We start from the raw sequence: 18,921 nt of genomic DNA on the forward strand, positions 1-18,921 counted from the left end.
CGGGGCCCGGCGCACGCCGCGGGATCCGCTGCGGGGCACGCACGGCCCGCCGGTGACGGCCGGCCCTCACACCTTCATCGGCCGGTCGTACGGCCCGACCGGTGCCGGCAGCTCCGAGCTGCCCATGAGGTACCGGTCCACCGCCGCGGCCACCGCCCGTCCCTCCGCGATCGCCCACACGATCAGCGACTGCCCGCGGGCGGCGTCCCCGGCCGCGAACACCCCGGGGACGTTCGTGGCGAAGTGGGCGTCGCGGGCGATGGTGCCGCCCGGCGTCAGCTCGATCCCCAGCTGGTCGATCAGCCCGTCGCGCCGGTCCGGCCCCGAGAACCCCAGCGCGAGCAGCACCAGATCGGCCGGCAGGGTCCGGTCGGTGCCCGGCAGCGGGCGCCGCCGCGCGTCCACCTCGACCAGGTGCAGCTCGCGCACATGCCCGCTGCCGTCCCCGGTGAGGCGCAGTGTGGAGGCCCCGAACAGCCGCGCGTCGGCGTCCGCGGCCGGCGCGGTCCACAGCGTGGCCGCCTCCTCGTGCGCGGCCGACAGCCGGTAGATCTTCGGATAGGTCGGCCACGGCTCGGTCTCGTCGTCGCGCTCCGTGCCGGGCATGGCGTAGATGTCCAGCTGGGTCACGGACGCGGCGCCCTCCCGCACCGCCGTCCCCAGGCAGTCGGCCCCCGTGTCCCCGCCGCCGACGATGACAACGTGTCGCCCCGCCGCGGACAGCGGGGAGACCTCCAGGTCACCCGCGCACACCCGGTTCGCGGGCGGCAGATACTCCATCGCCTGGTGCACCCCGGCCAGCTCCCGTCCCGGCACGTCGAGTTCGCGCCACGCGGTGGCCCCCGTGGCGATCACCACGGCGTCGTAGCGCGCCCGCAGCTCGTCCGCCCCGATGTCCCGCCCCACCACCGTGGAGGCACGGAACCTGGTGCCCTCCGCCTCCATCTGCTCCAGACGCCGGTCCAGATGGTGCTTGGCCATCTTGAAGTCGGGGATCCCGTACCGCATCAGACCGCCGATCCGGTCGTCCCGCTCGTACACCACCACCGTGTGACCGGCGCGAGTCAGCTGCTGGGCCGCGGCGAGCCCGGTCGGCCCCGAGCCGATCACGGCGACGGTGCGGTCCGACAGCCGCTCCGGCGGGCAGGGTGCGACGTAGCCGTCCTCCCACGCGCGGTCGGCGACGGCGCACTCGACGTTCTTGATGGTGACGGCCGGCTGGTTGATGGCCAGGACGCATCCCGCCTCGCACGGCGCCGGGCACAACCGGCCCGTGAACTCGGGGAAGTTGTTCGTCGCGTGCAGCCGGTCGCTCGCCGCCCGCCAGTCCCCGCGGGCCACCAGGCCGTTCCACTCGGGGATCAGATTGCCCAGCGGGCAGGCGTGGTGGCAGAACGGGATCCCGCAGTCCATGCAGCGGTCCGCCTGCTTGCTGATGATCGGCAGCAGCGCACCCGGGACGTACACCTCGTTCCAGTCCCGTACGCGCTCGTCCACCGGCCTGCGCGGCCATTCCTGCCGCGGCGTGGACATGAACCCTTTGGGATCGGCCATGGCCGTCTCCCTCACCTGCGTGCGTCCCCGGACGACGCTCCTTGGGTCACGATACGACGGCCCGCCCGGGCCCGCAGGACCTGCGACCGCGGGCGGTCTCGGCCCGCGGGCCGCCCCGGGGCCTGGCGCATCATGGCCGTGTGCGACTCGAAGCGATCACCTGGGAACGGCTCGCGGACCTCCTGGCCGACCGGCTGCTCGGCCTGGAGCCGGGCGACGGCGGTACCCGGACGCGCCTCGCCGTCGACGGCGCCCCCGCCGCCCGCACGGGCGACCTGGCCGCGCTGATCGGCGAGGCACTGCGCGTCCGCGGACGCCCCGCGCTGGTCGTCGCCGCCGACGGTTTCCTGCGTCCGGCCTCCCTCCGCCTGGAACACGGTCACCGGGACGTGGACTCCTACTACGACGGCTGGCTGGACACCGGAGCCCTGTGGCGGGAGGTGTTCGGCCCGGTGGAACCCGGCGGCGACGGCCGGGTCCTGCCCGACCTGCGCGACGCGGCCACCGACCGGTCGACCCGCAGCGAGCGGGTCCCGCTGCCGCCCGGCGGAGTGCTGCTGCTGCACGGCCCGCTGCTGCTGCGGCACTGGTTCCCCTTCGGCCTCACCGTCCACATCGCCCTCTCCCCGGGCGCGCTGCGCCGCCGAACCCCGGAGGCGGACCACTGGACGCTGCCGGCCTTCGAACGGTACGAGGCGGAGACCGACCCGGCCGGCATGGCGGACGTGCTGGTGCGCGCCGACGACCCGCGTCACCCGGCGTGGAACGGCATGACCGCTCGTGAATGATCATCGGAGGGAGTGCTGCGCGCCGTCGGCCTGCGACGGGTCGAGGCCGACGCCTGCTTCCCCGTCGCCTCGCCGGCCTGCGCCGCCCTGGAGTCGGCCACGGTCCGGCAGATCCGCGGCCGGCTCGTCGCGGTGGGTCTGGCGACGGACGAGGAGATCGACCGCCATCCGGCCCGTGTGGCCTCCGGCACCATGGACCTGGCCGCGGCACCGATGATCTCCGCCTGGGGATACACGCCGTAGCGCCGCCGGGCGCGCGGGCGGTGGTGGGCACGCGGACGACGCCGGGCGCGCGTGCGATGCCGGGCGCGGGCGGTGCCGGGCACACGGGACTCGTGCGACCGGACTCACACGCATGCCCCTCGGGCCGCGCTGCGGGTCCTGGCGGTCCCGCCCGGCCCACGGGACCGCCGCCGCGCCGCACCCGGCCGTACGCCCCGCGCCCGCGCGACCTCCCGGCACCGGCGCCACGCCCTACGCCCCCTGTGCGGCACCCTTCGGCGGCCGGGCACCCACCCGGCTCACCGCCAGCGCGCCCGCCCGGCAGCCGTCCGCCGCCGCCTCGCGGGCACCGGCACCCGCCAGCAGCGCGGCCAGGAACGCCCCGGCGAAGGCGTCACCGGCGCCGGTCGTGTCCCTGACCACCGCCGGCACGGCGGGCACCCGCGCCTCCACGGCGCCGTGGCGGGCCACCAGCGCCCCGTCGCCGCCCAGGGTGACCACCACCAGCGGAACGTGCCGGCTCAGCCGGGCCGCCGCGCGGGCCGGATCGGACAGCCCCGTCAGCAGGCAGGCCTCCGCGCCGCTGGGCAGCAGCACGTCCATCCCCTCCGTCAGCTCCCGGAACCGCCGCACCCCCAGCGCGGAGAGGAACCCCGCGGACGCCGGGTCCAGGCTGACGGGGATGCGAAGGGCCCGGGCCGAGGCGACCGCCGCGGCCACCAGCGCCCGCCCCGGCGCGGAGAACAGCAGATACCCCGACAGATGCAGCCGGCCCACGCCGTCCAGCAGCTCCTGGCCGAAGTCCTCGGGCCCCAGCCGCACCGAGGCCCCGCTGTCGGTGAGGAACGTGCGCTCGCCCGCGGCCGCCGCGTCGACCAGACAGATCACCGTCCCGGTCGGAGCCCCCGCATCCCGCACCAGCCGGGGCCGCACCCCCGAGGCGATCAGTTCCCGCTCGTGCCAGGACGCCGTGTCCGCGCCCACCCGGGCCAGCAGCCGCACGTCCGGACACCCCCGGTGGGCCGCCCAGCAGGCCGCATTGGCCCCGGCGCCTCCGGGCACCAGCCGGATCGCCGCGGTCGAGTCGGTGCCGGGCGCGGGCGGGCCGTGGTGCAGCGCGACGACGTCCGTCACCACGTCCCCGACCACCAGCAGCGCCCGGCCCTCCGTCCCGCCCGCACCGGCGGCGTGCGTACCGGGCGGCGTGGCGGACGGGGCCGCCGGATGCGCGGTCACCTCCCGGCCCACGCCGTCGCGATCCGCGCCGCCAGCCGTACGTTGCCGCGGACGGCCGCCACGTTGGCGCGCAGCGCGGCGCCGTCCGTGTGCCGCACCAGGTGGTCGAGCAGGAACGGGGTGACCGCCTGCCCCGTCACGCCCTGTGCCGCGCACGCGTCGAGCGCCTCGGCGAGCACACGGGCGTGCAGCCCCGGATCCAGCTGCTCCTCCGGCGGCACGGGATGGGCGACGATCAGCGCCGACTCCGGCATGCGCAGCGCGTTCTGCGCCCGCATGACCTCGGCCACCTCCTCGGGGGTGGTCAGCGTCCAGTCCACCGGATGGCCCGAGTCGGTCAGGTAGAAGCCAGGGAAGCGGTCCGTGCCGTAACCGGCCACCGTCACCCCCAGCGTCTCCAGGCGCTGCAGCGTGGCCGGCACGTCGAGGATGGACTTCACGCCCGAGCACACCACCGTGATCCGGGTGCGGGCCAGCAGTCTCAGGTCGGCGGACTCGTCCTGGGTCTGCGTCCACTCGCGGTGCACCCCGCCCAGTCCGCCCGTAGCGAGGACCCGGATGCCCGCCAGGGACGCCAGCAGCGCTGTGGCCGACACCGTCGTGGCCCCGCTCGCCTTCGCGGCCACCGCCGGCGGCAGGTCGCGGTGGCCCAGTTTGCGGATGCCGTCCTCGCCCGCGACCCGCTCCAGCTGCTCCTCGCCCAGGCCGATGTGCGGCCGGCCGTCCAGGACCGCGATGGTCGCCGGTACGGCGCCCCCCTGCCGGACCGCCTCCTCCAGCTGAAGCGCCACCCGCAGATTGTGCGGTCGCGGCAGCCCGTGCGCGATGATCGTGGACTCCAGGGCCACCACGGGGCGGCGCCCGGCCAGCGCCTCCCGTACCTCGTCGGACACCACCAGCACGTGCCTGCCTCCCGTCTTCCTTCTCGCGCCTGACGTCTCATCCCTGGCGGGCCGCGGCAGGAGGCAAACCCCGGCGGACCGGCGCCCCGGTGCTCACAGGGCGCGCCCGCCCGCACAGGGGTCGCACGCGGATGCGTCGGCTCCGCACACGGGTCGCACGCAGGACGCACGCGCCGCGCACCGCGGCCTGCGGGAGGCGGGCACGCAGAGAAGCCGATGCGGGAGGCGGGCGGACAGTGAAGCCGGGGAGACGGGCAGCCGGCCGGTCAGGCGGCGTCCAGGGCCTCGCTCACCACGTCCGGCTTGTCGGAGATGATGCCGTCCACGCCGTACCCGGCCGCGGTGCGGGCCACGGACGGGCTGTCGACCGTCCAGGTGAACACCCTCAGCGGCCTGCCGTGCGGGCCGGTCAGCGCGTGGACGGCGGAGACGTACGCCGCGGACAGGCCGCCGGCCTGGGGATTGACCGCGTCCGCGAAGGCCGCGTACCGGGGCAGGTCCGCGGTGGCAGGGCTGCCCAGGAACGCGGTCTCGACCGCGGGCCGCAGGGCGTGCACGGTGCGCACGCTGTCGGCACTGAAGCTCTGCACGATCAGCCGGCCGGACAGGTGGCGGCGGTCGAGCCAGCCCTCGCTGCCCAGCACGTCGAGGATCTGCCGCTCGATGCCCGGGTACAGCTCGGGGTGCTTCACCTCCAGCAGCAGCCTCGTGCGGTCGCGCTCGGCCCGGCGCAGGTACTGCCGCAGCGTCGGCACACGCGTGCCCGCGAAGGCGGGGGAGAACCAGCTGCCCGCGTCCAGCCGCGCGATCTCGGCGGCGGTGAAGTCCCTGACCCGCCACGGCGCCCGGTCCGGGAAGACCTGCTCGGCGTCCGTGGTGCGCACCAGGGTGTCGTCGTGCAGGACGACCAGTTCGCCGTCCTTGGTGCGCTGCACGTCGTTCTCCACCCAGCCGATGCCGAGCGCGGCCGCCTTGTCGACGGCGGGCAGGGTGTTCTCCGGGGCGTAGGCACTGGCGCCCCGGTGAGCGACGACAACCGGCCGCTGCGGGGCCCCGGCGACCAGCTCGGGCCGTTGCGGGGCCGCGGCCGCCCGGGCCGGCCCGGCGGGGGACAGCAGCGTCGCTGCCAGCAGAGCGGGGACGGCGGCAGCCACTGCGCGGACGTGCATACGGGCTCCTCGGTGCTCGGTGCTCGATGTCGCAGAGCGATGACGCGGAGCACCACCATGACAGCACAGGGTGACGATGTGGAGTACGCGTGAGGGCGCGCCGGGTGGTCAGGCGCGCGCCCGCTCACCGGTGGCGCACATCAGCGACACGTCATGGTTCTTTGTCGGAAACTCGTTCGACCCGTTCGGTGGACGTCGTACTCTCTGCGTCAGCCAGGCTCATGGGGGAACGGCCGGTCAGCGGGGGCGACGGCATCACGTCGCGGAACTCATCAGGGCGGAAGGGCAGCCGCAGGGCGGAAAGGCAGCCGCGCATGCACGGCACGGTCGACGATTTCGGCTACGGGCTCGTCACCCCGCTGGTGGGCTATCTCATGGCCTGCCTCGGCGGGGCCCTCGGGCTGCGCTGCACCACACGGGCCCTGTGCGTGCCCGGCAGCTGGCGCCCCGGCTGGCTCGCCCTCGGCGCGGCGGCCATCGGCTCCGGCGCCTGGACGATGCATTTCATCGGGATGATGGGCTTCACCATCGACGGCGCCCCGATCCGCTACGACCGGCCGACCACGTACGCGAGCCTGCTTCTGGCCGTCGTCATGGTCGGGGTGGGGATCTTCATCGTCGGCTACCGCGGAGCGACCGGCTCCGCGCTGTTCACCGGGGGCACGATCACAGGACTCGGGATCGCCTCGATGCACTACCTGGGCATGGCCGGCATGCACTTCGACGGCACGTTCGAGTACAACACCCTCACCGTCGCCGCCTCCGTCCTCGTCGCGATGGCCGCGTCGACCGCCGCCCTGTGGGCGGCCGGCAAGGCCGGACGGCCGATGTGGAGCGTCGGCGCGAGCCTGGTGATGGGGGTCGCGGCCGGCGGCATGCACTATGCGGGCATGGGCGCCGTCAGCGTGCACGTGCACGGTGCGGCCGCGGCGCCCGGGAAGTCACCAGCCGCCCTGCTCGCACCCCTGCTGATCGGCCCGCTCGCCCTCCTGCTGCTGGCGGGCGTCGTGGTGCTGCTCGACCCGCTGACGATCACGAACAGGGGCCAGTGGACCCCCGTGGACCGCAGACCCGGCGTGCCGGCGCCCCGGCTCGCCGCCCCCTCCGCCGTCCACCCGTACCCGTCCTCCGCCCGCCGCCCGCACACCCCCAAGCAGCACTGAGCGGGACCCAGCAGCACTGAGCAGGTCCTCTCCCCTCCGGCCTCCCCCCTCCCCGCCGGGCGCCCCCGTTGTCAGTGGCGGGTCGTACGGTGGATGACATGCGGCCCGTTTCCCACATCGAACGCACGGTGGCGCCCTTCGAGGTCGTCAGCCCCTACCGGCCCAGCGGCGACCAGCCGCAGGCCATCGAGGAACTCGCCCGGCGCATCCAGGCGGGCGAGAAGGACGTGGTGCTGCTCGGCGCCACCGGCACCGGCAAGTCCGCCACCACCGCGTGGATGATCGAGAAGCTGCAGCGCCCCACCCTCGTCATGGCGCCGAACAAGACCCTGGCCGCGCAGCTGGCCAACGAGTTCCGCGAGCTGCTTCCCCACAACGCCGTCGAGTACTTCGTCTCGTACTACGACTACTACCAGCCCGAGGCCTACGTCCCGCAGTCGGACACCTACATCGAGAAGGACTCCTCGATCAACGAGGAGGTCGAACGGCTGCGCCACTCCGCGACCAACTCGCTGCTCACCCGCCGCGACGTCGTCGTGGTCGCCTCCGTCTCCTGCATCTACGGCCTGGGCACCCCGCAGGAGTACGTGGACCGCATGGTCCCGCTCCGCGTCGGCGACGAGATCGACCGCGACGAGCTGCTGCGCCGCTTCGTGGACATCCAGTACACGCGCAACGACATGTCCTTCACCCGCGGCACCTTCCGGGTACGCGGCGACACCATCGAGATCTTCCCGGTCTACGAGGAGCTCGCCGTCCGCATCGAGATGTTCGGCGACGAGATCGAGGCGCTGTCCACCCTGCACCCGCTCACCGGCGAGATCATCAGCGACGAACAGCAGCTGTACGTGTTCCCCGCCTCGCACTACATCGCCGGCCCCGAGCGCATGGAGCGGGCCATCCGCGGCATCGAGCAGGAACTCAAGGAGCGCCTGGCCGAGCTGGAGAAGCAGGGCAAGCTGCTGGAGGCCCAGCGGCTGCGCATGCGCACCACCTACGACATCGAGATGCTCCGCCAGATCGGCACCTGCTCCGGGGTGGAGAACTACTCGATGCACTTCGACGGCCGCGAGCCCGGCACCCCGCCCAACACCCTCCTCGACTACTTCCCCGAGGACTTCCTGCTCGTCATCGACGAGTCGCACGTCACCGTGCCCCAGATCGGCGCGATGTACGAGGGCGACGCCTCCCGCAAGCGCACCCTGGTCGAGCACGGCTTCCGCCTGCCCTCCGCCCTGGACAACCGCCCGCTGAAGTGGGAGGAGTTCCAGGAACGCATCGGCCAGACGGTCTACCTGTCGGCCACCCCCGGCCCCTACGAGCTGTCGCGCTCCGACGGCCAGGTCGAGCAGATCATCCGGCCCACCGGCCTGGTCGACCCCGAGGTCGTCGTCAAGCCCACCGAGGGACAGATCGACGACCTGGTGCACGAGATCCGCAAGCGCGTGGAGAAGGACGAACGCGTCCTGGTCACCACGCTCACCAAGAAGATGGCCGAGGACCTCACGGACTACTTCGTGGAGCTCGGCATCCAGGTGCGCTATCTGCACAGCGACGTCGACACGCTGCGCCGCGTCGAGCTGCTGCGCGAGCTGCGCTCCGGCGAGTTCGACGTCCTGGTCGGCATCAACCTGCTGCGCGAGGGACTGGACCTGCCGGAGGTGTCCCTGGTGGCGATCCTGGACGCCGACAAGGAGGGCTTCCTGCGCTCGGGCACCTCGCTCATCCAGACCATCGGCCGCGCGGCACGCAACGTCTCCGGCCAGGTCCACATGTACGCCGACAAGATCACCCCGGCGATGGAGAAGGCCATCGAGGAGACCAACCGCCGCCGGGCCAAGCAGATCGCCTACAACAAGGCTCACGGCATCGACCCGCAGCCGCTGCGCAAGAAGATCAACGACATCGTCGCGCAGATCGCCCGCGAGGAGGTCGACACCGAGCAGCTGCTCGGCACCGGCTACCGCAAGAGCAAGGACGGCCGCAGCGGCAAGGCCGCCGTGCCCGCGCTCGGCGGCCGGCAGGAGGGCAAGGCGGCGGCCAAGGCGACCAAGCCCGGCAAGGGCAAGGCGAAGGAGACGACGCCCACCGACCGACCCGCGGCGCAGCTCGCCGAGCAGATCGAGGAGATGACGGAGCGGATGCGCGCCGCCGCGGCCGAGCTGCAGTTCGAGGTGGCGGCCCGGCTGCGCGACGAGGTCGCCGAGATGAAGAAGGAGCTGCGCCAGATGAGGGAGGCGGGGCTGGCCTGATCCCGTGCGGCGGTGCCCGGCCCGCTGGGCCGGCCACCGCCGTGCGCGCTGTGTTGCAAGACCGCCACAAACAGCGGTCCGCCGGTCGGCGCCGCCGCTTTCGCCGCGTAAGGTGCGGATCGACCGCGTCCTGCGCGGCAACAGGGGAGCCGTCGGAGAGGGGAAGCAGCCGTGTCCGTCAACCTGACCAAGGGCCAGGCCATCAGCCTGCAGAAGAACGACGGGGGCAGCCTGACCGCGGTGCGCATGGGCCTCGGCTGGAAGGCGGCGCCGCGCCGCGGCCTGTTCGGCACCCGCACCCGGGAGATCGACCTCGACGCCTCCGCCATCCTGTTCGCCGGCGACCAGCCCGTCGACGTGGTCTTCTTCCGCCATCTGGTCAGCGACGACGGCTCGGTGCGCCACACCGGTGACAACCTGGTCGGCGGTGCCGGGCAGGGCACCGACGACGAGGCGATCCTCGTCGACCTGCGGCGCGTCCCGTCCCACATCGACCAGATCTTCTTCACCGTGAACTCCTTCACGGGCCAGACCTTCCAGCAGGTGCAGAACGCGTTCTGCCGCCTCGTCGACGACACCACCGGACAGGAACTCGCCCGCTACACCCTGGACGGCGGCGGCGACTACACCGCCCAGATCATGGCGAAGGTGCACCGGGCCGGGAACGGCTGGACGATGACCGCCCTCGGCGTCCCCTCCCACGGCCGTACGTTCAAGGACCTCATGCCGGCCATCGCCCCGCTGCTGTAGGACGGCACCCGCGGCACGGCCGCCGAGAGCACCGGCGCGGTCCCGCCCGCACCGCCCAAGGCACGGACACCGCCCTCGCCGCCGGCCGGAATGCGAACCTGCGCCGGATGCGGGACGATCCTTACATGATCACCCGGCGCGCGCTCACACGGGCGCGGACGACCGCCGTGCCGGTGCTCGCGGTGGTTCTGCTGGCCCTGACCTGGGGACGCAGCCTGCCTGCCGTGGTGACCGTGGTGCTGTGCGGGGTGCTGGCCGCATCGGTCCTGGCCGCGGTCCACCACGCCGAGGTGGTCGCCCACCGGGTCGGTGAACCGTTCGGCTCCCTGGTCCTCGCGGTCGCCGTCACCGTGATCGAGGTGGCCCTCATCGTCACGCTGATGCTGGACGGCGGCGCCAAGAGCGCGACCCTGGCCAGGGACACCGTGTTCGCCGCCGTCATGATCACCTGCAACGGCGTGCTCGGCATGTCCCTGCTGGTGGCCTCGCTGCGGCACCGCACGGCCGTCTTCAACGCCGAGGGCACCGGCGCGGCGCTCGCCACGGTGGCGACCCTGGCCACCCTGAGTCTCGTCCTGCCGGCGTTCACCACCAGCGAGCCGGGCGCGCAGTTCTCCGGTGTGCAACTCACCTTCGCCGCGGTGTCCTCGCTGATCCTCTACGGCCTGTTCGTCGCCACCCAGACCGTGCGGCACCGCGACTACTTCCTGCCGGTCACCCGGCAGGGAATGGTGATCACCTTCGAGGCCCATGCGGATCGGCCGTCCGCCCGCACCGCCTGGATCAGCGCAGCGTTGCTGCTGCTGGCCCTGGTCGGCGTGATCGGCATCGCCAAGGGCGTCTCACCGGCCATCGAGGCCGGGGTGCAGGCCGCCGGCCTGCACCACGCGGTCGTCGGCGTGATCATCGCCATGCTGGTGCTGCTGCCCGAGACCATCGCGGCCCTGCGCGCGGCCCGGCGCGACCGGGTGCAGACCAGCCTCAACCTGGCCCTCGGTTCGGCGATGGCCAGCATCGGCCTGACCATCCCCGCGGTCGCCCTGGCCTCTGTGTGGCTGTCCGGGCCGCTGGTGCTCGGCCTGGGCTCCGCCCACATGCTCCTGCTCCTTCTCACGGTGGTCGTCGCCTCGCTGACCGTGGCACCGGGCCGGGCCACCCCGCTCCAGGGCGGCGTCCACCTGGTGATCTTCGCGGCCTACCTGGAGCTGGCGATCAATCCCTGAGCGGCGCCGGCGGGCGTGCGGAGGCGGCCGGGTGCCGTGATAGACCGACTACCAGCCGCCGTCCGGCGGACGGCCGTCCACGCCACACACCCGGAGGAACCCGTGCCCCGCACACCAGCCACCGCGCCGATCATGATCCTCAACGGCCCCAACCTGAACCTGCTCGGGCAGCGGCAGCCGGAGATCTACGGCTCCGAGACCCTCGCGGACATCGAGGCCCGGTGCGCCGGGGCGGCGGCCGCCCACGGCCGCACCGTGGACTTCCGGCAGTCCAACCACGAGGGCGAGCTGATCGACTGGATCCACGAGGCCCGGCTGCACCACTGCGGCATCGTCATCAACCCGGGCGCCTACTCGCACACCTCCGTCGCCATCCTGGACGCCCTCAACGCCTGCGACGGCCTGCCGGTGGTGGAGGTGCACATCTCCAACATCCACCGGCGCGAGTCCTTCCGGCACCACTCCTACGTGTCCCTGCGTGCCGACGGCGTCATCGCCGGATGCGGGACTCAGGGATACGTCTTCGCGGTGGAACGGGTGGCGGCACTGGCCGGAGCCGTCAGCACGGAGGCCTAGGGGCTCCCGCGGGCCGTCCTGGGCGGCCGTCACCCGCTGTCCGGACGGCGCACCGCCCAGGACGCGCATCGCCCAGGACGCGCACCGCCCGCAGGACGGCACACCGCCCCAGGACGGCCGCCTAAGGACGGACGGCGTACCGCCCCGAGGAGGGCGCACCACCCGCGGTTCACCACCCGCGCGCGTGCCACTCCGGCAGGTGCGGGCGCTCCGCGCCCAGCGTGGTGTCGTTGCCGTGTCCCGGGTAGACCCAGGTCTCGTCCGGCAGGACGTCGAAGATCTTCGTCTCGACGTCGTGGATCAACTGAGCGAAGGCCTGCGGATCGTGGAAGGTGTTCCCGACCCCGCCCGGGAACAGGCAGTCCCCGGTGAACACGTGCGGGTGCCCGTGCGGGTCGTCGTAGATCAGGGCGATCGACCCCGGCGTGTGGCCGACCAGGTGGCGCGCGGTCAGCTCCACCTGCCCCACCCGGATGGTGTCGCCGTCGTCGACCAGGACGTCCGTGGGCACGGGAATCCCCTCGGCGTCCTCGCGGCCCGCGTAGGTGCGCGCGCCCGTCGCCTCGACCACCTCTGCCAGCGCCTGCCAGTGGTCGGCGTGCCGGTGGGTGGTGACCACCGAGGCGATGCCGTCGTCGCCGATCATCCCGAGCAGGGTCCGGGCGTCGTTGGCGGCGTCGATCAGCAGCTGCTCGTCCGTGGCCCGGCAGCGCAGCAGATAGGCGTTGTTGTCCATCGGACCCACCGCGATCTTGGTGATCATCAGGTCCTTGAGTTCGTGCACGTCCGCCGGGCCGCCGACCCTCACCTCTCCGGTGTACGTCATGGCCGTCAGCCTATCGCCGGTCCCGGCCCGGCGAAGGTCCTGCGGGCCGGGCGGGGGCTACAGCGGAGGGAGAGCCGGGAGAGGGCCGCCGGTCACCGTGAGCACCGCTCCGTCACGGCGCCCGGAGAGCCAGCCGAGCAGGTCCGGCCGGCTCCCCGTGACGGTCAGCCGCGGCTCGGCCGCCTCCCGCCCGGTGTGCCATGTGCGGGTGCCGTCCGTCAGCCGGACCGGGGGGACGTCCGGGTGGCCCGTGAAGCGCTCGGCGAGGAAGCCGATCTCCCGCTCGGTGAACTCGGCGGGCAGGTCTTCCAGCTCGTATCCGATGCCGAGGTCCACATGGTGCAGCTCGACCTCCACCCAGCGCCGGAACGGCACCCGGGAGGCGGAGTCGGTGACCGAGTTGCGCAGCTCGACGGTGCGCGACCAGTCCTCGGTCGCGGCCGCCGCCTTCTGGAAGCGGGCCGCGCTCTCGCGCACGTCGGCGAGGTGCACCCGCAGGCTGCGGGGGGCGTCGCGCTCGATGTCGGCGTCGCGGGCCTCGGCGGACGCATACATCGGGCGGCCCCGCAGCACGTTCACCAGGGCGTCGGCGTTGCGGGCCAGATGGGCCAGGACATGGCCCCGGCTCCAGCCCGGCAGCCGTGACTGGTAGGTCACAGCCGCGTTGTCCAGGGTGGCGACCGCGCCGAGCAGCCGGTCGGTGGCGTGCTGTACAGACGCCAGGTCACGAGCGTGATCCATCATGCGCCCGACCCTAGCCCCGCCACTCCTTCGGGTGAAGGAGTCGGGCTCCGGCCGTAAATCGAATACACGTGCTATAAGGTCGGGGGCGACGTCGGGCATGCTGGAGAGCCGGGAGTTGTTGTGTATCCGGGTGGCTCCGGGCAGCCCACCCGGCGTTGTCAGTGGCTCCCCCTAGTCTGAAGAAGCACGGGGGCCCCGCCCCTGTCACTTCTCTCAAGAAAGGTGCGGACCGGCGTGGCCGACCGTCTCATCGTCCGTGGCGCGCGCGAGCACAACCTGAAGAACGTCTCGCTCGACCTGCCCCGGGACTCGCTCATCGTCTTCACGGGCCTGTCCGGGTCGGGCAAGTCCTCCCTGGCGTTCGACACCATCTTCGCCGAGGGCCAGCGGCGCTACGTGGAGTCGCTCTCCTCGTACGCCCGGCAGTTCCTCGGCCAGATGGACAAGCCGGACGTCGACTTCATCGAGGGCCTGTCCCCGGCGGTCTCCATCGACCAGAAGTCGACCTCGCGCAACCCCCGCTCGACCGTCGGCACGATCACCGAGGTCTACGACTACCTGCGCCTGCTCTTCGCACGCATCGGCAAGCCGCACTGCCCCGAGTGCGGCCGCCCGATCTCGCGCCAGTCGCCGCAGGCCATCGTCGACAAGGTGCTTCAGCTGCCGGAGGGCAGCCGCTTCCAGGTGCTCTCGCCGCTGGTGCGCGAGCGCAAGGGCGAGTTCGCCGACCTCTTCGCCGACCTGCAGGCCAAGGGCTACTCCCGCGCCCGCGTGGACGGCGAGACGATCCACCTCTCCGACCCGCCCAGGCTGAAGAAGCAGGAGAAGCACACCATCGAGGTGGTCGTGGACCGCCTCACCGTGAAGGACTCCGCCAAGCGCCGCCTGACCGACTCCGTGGAGACCGCCCTCGGCCTGTCCGGCGGCATGGTCGTGCTCGACTTCGTCGACCTCCCCGAGGACGACCCCGAGCGCGAGCGGATGTACTCCGAGCACCTGTACTGCCCGTACGACGACCTGTCCTTCGAGGAGCTGGAGCCCCGCTCCTTCTCCTTCAACTCGCCTTTCGGCGCCTGCCCCGAGTGCACCGGCATCGGCACCCGGATGGAGGTCGACCCGGAGCTGATCGTCCCGGACGTGGAGAAGTCCCTCGACGAGGGCGCCATCCACCCCTGGTCGCACGGCCACACCAAGGACTACTTCGACCGGCAGATCCACGCCCTGGCCGACGCGCTCGGCTTCCGCACCGACATCCCCTTCGCCGGGCTGCCCCAGCGCGCCAAGAAGGCCCTGCTGTACGGCCACAAGACGCAGATCGAGATCCGCTACCGCAACCGCTACGGGCGCGAGCGGGTCTACCTGGCGTCCTTCGAAGGCGCCGTGAACTTCGTCAAGCGGCGGCACGGCGAGGCCGAGAGCGACGCCAGCCGGGAGCGCTTCGAGGGCTACATGCGCGAGGTGCCCTGCCCCGCATGCGAGGGCACCCGCCTGAAGCCGGTCGTCCTCGCGGTGACGATCATGGGCAAGTCCATCGCGGAGATCTCCGCGATGTCGATCAGCGACTGCGCCGAGTTCCTGCGCGGGCTCACGCTCGACGGCCGCGAGAAGAAGATCGCCGAGCGGGTCCTGAAGGAGGTCAACGAGCGCCTGCGGTTCCTGGTCGACGTCGGCCTGGACTACCTCTCGCTCAACCGCGCCGCCGGCACGCTCTCCGGTGGCGAGGCCCAGCGCATCCGCCTCGCCACCCAGATCGGCTCCGGCCTGGTCGGTGTGCTGTACGTGCTGGACGAGCCGTCCATCGGCCTGCACCAGCGGGACAACCACCGGCTGATCGAGACCCTGGTCCGGCTGCGTGACATGGGCAACACGCTCATCGTCGTCGAGCACGACGAGGACACCATCAAGACCGCCGACTGGATCGTGGACATCGGCCCCGGCGCGGGTGAGCACGGCGGCAAGGTCGTGCACAGCGGCTCCCTGAAGGAGCTGCTCGCCAACACCGAGTCGCAGACCGGCCAGTACCTCTCGGGCCGCAAGTCCATCCCCCTGCCCGAGGTACGCCGCCCGCGCGACCCCGCCCGGCAGCTGACCGTGCACGGCGCCCGCGAGAACAACCTCAAGGACATCGACGTCTCCTTCCCGCTGGGCGTGTTCACCGCGGTCACCGGTGTCTCCGGCTCCGGCAAGTCGACGCTGGTCAACGACATCCTGTACACCCACCTCGCGCGCGAGCTGAACGGCGCCCGCACCATCCCCGGACGGCACACGCGCGTCGAGGGCGACGACCTCGTCGACAAGGTGGTGCACGTCGACCAGTCGCCCATCGGCCGCACCCCGCGGTCCAACCCGGCGACGTACACCGGCGTCTTCGACCACATCCGCAAGCTGTTCGCCGAGACCACCGAGGCGAAGGTCCGCGGCTACCTGCCCGGGCGGTTCTCCTTCAACGTCAAGGGCGGCCGCTGCGAGAACTGCGCCGGCGACGGCACCATCAAGATCGAGATGAACTTCCTCCCGGACGTCTACGTCCCGTGCGAGGTCTGCCACGGCGCCCGGTACAACCGGGAGACCCTGGAGGTCCACTACAAGGGCAAGTCCATCGCCGACGTGCTGAACATGCCCATCGACGAGGCCACGGAGTTCTTCGAGGCGGTGCCGGCCATCTCCCGGCACCTGAAGACGCTCAAGGACGTCGGCCTCGGCTACGTCCGGCTCGGCCAGTCGGCGACCACCCTGTCCGGCGGCGAGGCCCAGCGCGTCAAGCTCGCGAGCGAGCTGCAGCGCCGCTCCACCGGCCGCACGGTCTACGTGCTGGACGAGCCGACCACCGGTCTGCACTTCGAGGACATCAGCAAGCTGCTCAAGGTGCTGAACGGCCTGGTCGACAAGGGCAACACGGTCATCGTCATCGAGCACAACCTCGACGTGATCAAGACCGCGGACTGGATCATCGACATGGGCCCGGAGGGCGGCGCCGGCGGCGGTCTGGTCGTCGCCGAGGGCACCCCCGAGCAGGTCGCCGGTGTCCCGGCCAGCCACACCGGCAAGTTCCTGCGGGAGATCCTCGGCGCGGACCGGATCAGCGACGCGGAGCCGGTCAAGGCGACGCCGCGCAAGGCCGCCGCCGGCAAGGCGGTGGCGGCGACCGCCGCCCGCAGGACCACCACCGCCCGGAGGCGGGCGAACAACACGGCGAGCAAGAAGAGCGAGCCCGCGAAGAAGATCCCGCGCGCCCGCAAGGCCTGACCCGCATCGCCCGGACGGCCCTCGGCCCCCGTGGGACCACCACGGGGGCCGAGGGCCGAGGCGTACGGTGCCACCGACAGGGCGACGGCCGGAACCCGCGCCGGGGAGCCGGTGACCGCGAGCTGGTGCCCCTGGCCGGCTCCGCGACGGGAAGCGCCTTACGGCTCGCCGACCTCCGCCGCGTACGGCGGCTGGGCGCCCGCACGGGAACAGGTGACCGCCGCCGCACGGGCCGCGAACCGCAGCAGCCGCTGCCAGCCGGCCGCGTCCAGCGCCGCCAGCCCCTCGGGGGACAGCGCGTCCTGCGCCGCCAGACCGTGCAGCAGGGCCGCGTTCACGGTGTCCCCGGCGCCGATCGTGTCCACGACGTCGACCTTCTCGCCCGGCACGGAGTGCTCCGCGCCGTTGCGGGTGTACGCGGTCAGCCCGTCGCCCCCATGGGTGATCACGACGGCCGACGGCCCCGCGGCCAGCCACTCGGCGGGCGTGCCGCCCAGCCAGCGGGCGTCCTCCTCGGACAGCTTCAGCAGCGTCACCGACGGCAGCCAGCCGCGGAAACGGGCCCGGTAGGCGTCCGCGTCCGGGATCAGCCCGGGCCGGATGTTCGGGTCCAGCGCGGTGAACAACCCTTGCGCGGCCACCCGGTGCATCAGCTCCTCGTAGGCGCTCGCGCCCGGCTCCAGCGCCAGCGAACAGGTGCCGAAGGACACCGCGCGACTCCCGGCGGGCAGCTCGGCGGGCGCGGTGAACAGCCGGTCGGCGGTGCCCTCGACGTAGAAGGAGTACGCGGCCGAGCCGTCGTCCCCGACCGACGCCACGGCCAGCGTGGTCGGCTCCGGGCCGCGCTGCACGGCGGAGACGTCGACGCCCGCCCGGCGCAGCCCGTCGAGCAGGGCCTGCCCGAAGGCGTCCTCGGACGTGCGGGAGCAGAAGGCCGTGGGGGAGCCCAGGCGGCCGAGCGCGACGGCCGTGTTGTACGGGCCGCCGCCGAGCGCCGGTGTCAGGTCCGCGAGGGGGCCCGGGCCGCGCGGTACCAGGTCGATCAGGGCCTCTCCGGCGACGACGATCACGAGTCGGTTCCTTTCTCGGGCGGCGTGGGACAGCCGCAGGACGTGCGGTGGACGAAGGAGCAGGGCAGGCGCACGGTCCGGGCCGGCCGGTCCGGCGCGTCGAGACGGTCCAGCAGCAGCCGCACCGCCCCGGCGCCCAGCTCCCGGCCCGGCTGGGCGATCGCGGTCAGCCCCGGTGTGAACAGGCCGGCCCAGTCGAAGTCGTCGAAGCAGCACAGCGCCATGTCCGCCGGGACGGACAGACCGCGCTCGCGCAGGGCGCGCAGCGCGCCGATGGTCATCGCGTTGTTCGCGGTGACCAGTGCCGTCGGCGGCGCGGCCCGCGAGAGCAGCTCCCCGGTGGCGCGCTCGGCACCGCCGGCCGAGGAGTCGCCGTGGACCACGAGCCGTTCGTCGCAGGCAAGTCCGGCGGCGGCCAGTCCCCGGCGGTAGCCGGCCAGGCGCTCGGCGGTCGTGCTCCAGCCGGGCAGCCCGGCCACCAGCCCGATCCGCCGGTGCCCGAGGGAGGCGAGATGGCCGACCAGCCGGGCCGTGGGCTGTGTGCCGTCGGCGCAGATCTGGTCGAAAGCGGGCGCGTCCTGCCCGCCGGTGCCCTCGGGCAGGAGCCGGTCCAGGAACACGGCCGGCAGACGATGCCGCGTCAGATACGCCACCAGGGCGTCCGGCTGCGCGGAGGGGGCGACGATCACCCCGTCCACGCGCCGCTCGTGCAGCAGCTGGACCACCGTCCGCTCGTGCTCCGGGTCGTCGTGCGGATCGGCCAGCAGCAGGCTGTAGCCGTGCTCCAGGGCACAGGACTCGACCCCTTGCAGGATCTCGGTGAAGTACGGGTTGCTGATCGCCGACACCGCCAGCCCGATGGACCGGGTGCGCGAGGTCACCAGGGAGCGGGCGAGGCCGTTGGGCGTGTAGCCGAGCTCCTCCACGGCGTCCAGGACCGCCTGGCGGGTGTGCGGCAGCACGGGCCGGGTGCCGTTGAGCACGTGCGAGACGGTCGCCACGGAGACTCCTGCGCTCCGTGCGACGTCTGCCATCGTGGGCATCGCGTCCGTCCTCCTCGTGGGCTGCCCTGCCTGCGGCGGGGACCGTATCCCATCGCACCGCCGCGCGTAAACGCTCGCGTAAGCGTTTACGTCCCCAGCGTACGGCTGCCGCGATCCGCCCCGGACCGTGGCTCGCCGCATCCGCTGCGGCGGCCGG

15 protein-coding genes and 1 pseudogene are annotated in these 18,921 nt (G+C 72.9%); 8 read left to right on the forward strand and 8 right to left on the reverse strand.

The annotated features are described in order from the left end of the window. Positions 1 to 66: 66 nt before the first annotated feature. A complete protein-coding gene (locus tag IE286_RS04470; RefSeq protein WP_189795275.1) occupies positions 67 to 1,554 on the reverse strand; it encodes a glutamate synthase subunit beta in 1,488 nt (495 codons plus the stop codon). A gap of 140 nt (positions 1,555 to 1,694) precedes the next feature. Between IE286_RS04470 and IE286_RS04475 the strand changes: the two genes are divergently transcribed. Together IE286_RS04475 and IE286_RS04480 are read left to right on the forward strand one after the other, a co-directional pair. After that, the gene (locus IE286_RS04475; RefSeq protein WP_189795276.1) at positions 1,695 to 2,342 is read left to right on the forward strand and encodes a nucleoside/nucleotide kinase family protein; all 648 of its coding nucleotides are present in this window, start codon (positions 1,695 to 1,697) and stop codon (positions 2,340 to 2,342) included. A gap of 12 nt (positions 2,343 to 2,354) precedes the next feature. After that, a pseudogene (locus tag IE286_RS04480) lies at positions 2,355 to 2,585 on the forward strand (SAM-dependent methyltransferase); the annotation flags it as partial. A 231-nt stretch (positions 2,586 to 2,816) separates the two neighbouring features. Here the strand turns inward: IE286_RS04480 and IE286_RS04485 are convergent. The 3 genes from IE286_RS04485 to IE286_RS04495 form a co-directional block, all read right to left on the reverse strand. Next, positions 2,817 to 3,719, reverse strand: coding sequence for a carbohydrate kinase family protein (locus IE286_RS04485; protein WP_189795435.1), 903 nt, complete (start codon positions 3,717 to 3,719; stop codon positions 2,817 to 2,819). A 77-nt stretch (positions 3,720 to 3,796) separates the two neighbouring features. Next, positions 3,797 to 4,702, reverse strand: a complete 906-nt coding sequence (locus IE286_RS04490; RefSeq protein ID WP_189795277.1) for a pseudouridine-5'-phosphate glycosidase — start codon at positions 4,700 to 4,702, stop codon at positions 3,797 to 3,799. 266 nt (positions 4,703 to 4,968) lie between these two features. After that, positions 4,969 to 5,871 carry a glycerophosphodiester phosphodiesterase gene (locus IE286_RS04495; RefSeq protein ID WP_189795278.1) on the reverse strand — a complete coding sequence of 301 codons (903 nt, stop codon included), beginning with the start codon at positions 5,869 to 5,871 and terminating at the stop codon, positions 4,969 to 4,971. A gap of 314 nt (positions 5,872 to 6,185) precedes the next feature. Here IE286_RS04495 and IE286_RS04500 point away from each other — a divergent pair, with 314 nt between their 5' ends. From IE286_RS04500 to aroQ, 5 genes are all read left to right on the forward strand, one after another. Then, positions 6,186 to 7,034 (forward strand): MHYT domain-containing protein, encoded by an 849-nt coding sequence (locus IE286_RS04500; RefSeq protein WP_189795279.1) that lies wholly within the window; start codon positions 6,186 to 6,188, stop codon positions 7,032 to 7,034. Between the two features lie 98 nt (positions 7,035 to 7,132). After that, positions 7,133 to 9,286, forward strand: a complete 2,154-nt coding sequence (gene uvrB, locus IE286_RS04505) for an excinuclease ABC subunit UvrB (protein ID WP_189795280.1) — start codon at positions 7,133 to 7,135, stop codon at positions 9,284 to 9,286. Positions 9,287 to 9,457: 171 nt separating this feature from the next. Then, positions 9,458 to 10,036, forward strand: a complete 579-nt coding sequence (locus IE286_RS04510; RefSeq protein WP_189795281.1) for a TerD family protein — start codon at positions 9,458 to 9,460, stop codon at positions 10,034 to 10,036. 125 nt (positions 10,037 to 10,161) lie between these two features. Then, positions 10,162 to 11,259: a calcium:cation antiporter gene (locus tag IE286_RS04515; protein ID WP_189795436.1), complete on the forward strand. Its 1,098-nt coding sequence runs from the start codon at positions 10,162 to 10,164 to the stop codon at positions 11,257 to 11,259. Positions 11,260 to 11,361: 102 nt separating this feature from the next. Beyond that, entirely contained in the window at positions 11,362 to 11,835 is a 474-nt protein-coding gene (aroQ, locus tag IE286_RS04520) for a type II 3-dehydroquinate dehydratase (protein ID WP_189795282.1), read from the forward strand. Between the two features lie 169 nt (positions 11,836 to 12,004). On the opposite strand, the gene IE286_RS04525 is transcribed toward aroQ, so the two are convergent. Together IE286_RS04525 and IE286_RS04530 are read right to left on the reverse strand one after the other, a co-directional pair. After that, positions 12,005 to 12,661: an MBL fold metallo-hydrolase gene (locus IE286_RS04525; protein ID WP_189795283.1), complete on the reverse strand. Its 657-nt coding sequence runs from the start codon at positions 12,659 to 12,661 to the stop codon at positions 12,005 to 12,007. A gap of 57 nt (positions 12,662 to 12,718) precedes the next feature. After that, on the reverse strand, positions 12,719 to 13,405 hold the full coding sequence (locus IE286_RS04530; RefSeq protein WP_189795284.1) for a maleylpyruvate isomerase family mycothiol-dependent enzyme: 687 nt from the start codon (positions 13,403 to 13,405) through the stop codon (positions 12,719 to 12,721). A gap of 234 nt (positions 13,406 to 13,639) precedes the next feature. Here IE286_RS04530 and uvrA point away from each other — a divergent pair, with 234 nt between their 5' ends. Next, entirely contained in the window at positions 13,640 to 16,651 is a 3,012-nt protein-coding gene (uvrA, locus tag IE286_RS04535; RefSeq protein ID WP_189795285.1) for an excinuclease ABC subunit UvrA, read from the forward strand. Positions 16,652 to 16,809: 158 nt separating this feature from the next. On the opposite strand, the gene IE286_RS04540 is transcribed toward uvrA, so the two are convergent. After that, positions 16,810 to 17,721, reverse strand: a complete 912-nt coding sequence (locus IE286_RS04540) for a carbohydrate kinase family protein (protein ID WP_189795286.1) — start codon at positions 17,719 to 17,721, stop codon at positions 16,810 to 16,812. Continuing rightward, positions 17,718 to 18,764 (reverse strand): LacI family DNA-binding transcriptional regulator, encoded by a 1,047-nt coding sequence (locus tag IE286_RS04545; RefSeq protein ID WP_189795287.1) that lies wholly within the window; start codon positions 18,762 to 18,764, stop codon positions 17,718 to 17,720. Before IE286_RS04545 ends, IE286_RS04540 begins: the two co-directional genes overlap by 4 nt. Positions 18,765 to 18,921: the final 157 nt, after the last annotated feature.

The sequence above is a fragment of the Streptomyces thermodiastaticus genome, from assembly GCF_014656135.1.
Classification (GTDB): Bacteria; Actinomycetota; Actinomycetes; order Streptomycetales; family Streptomycetaceae; genus Streptomyces; species Streptomyces thermodiastaticus.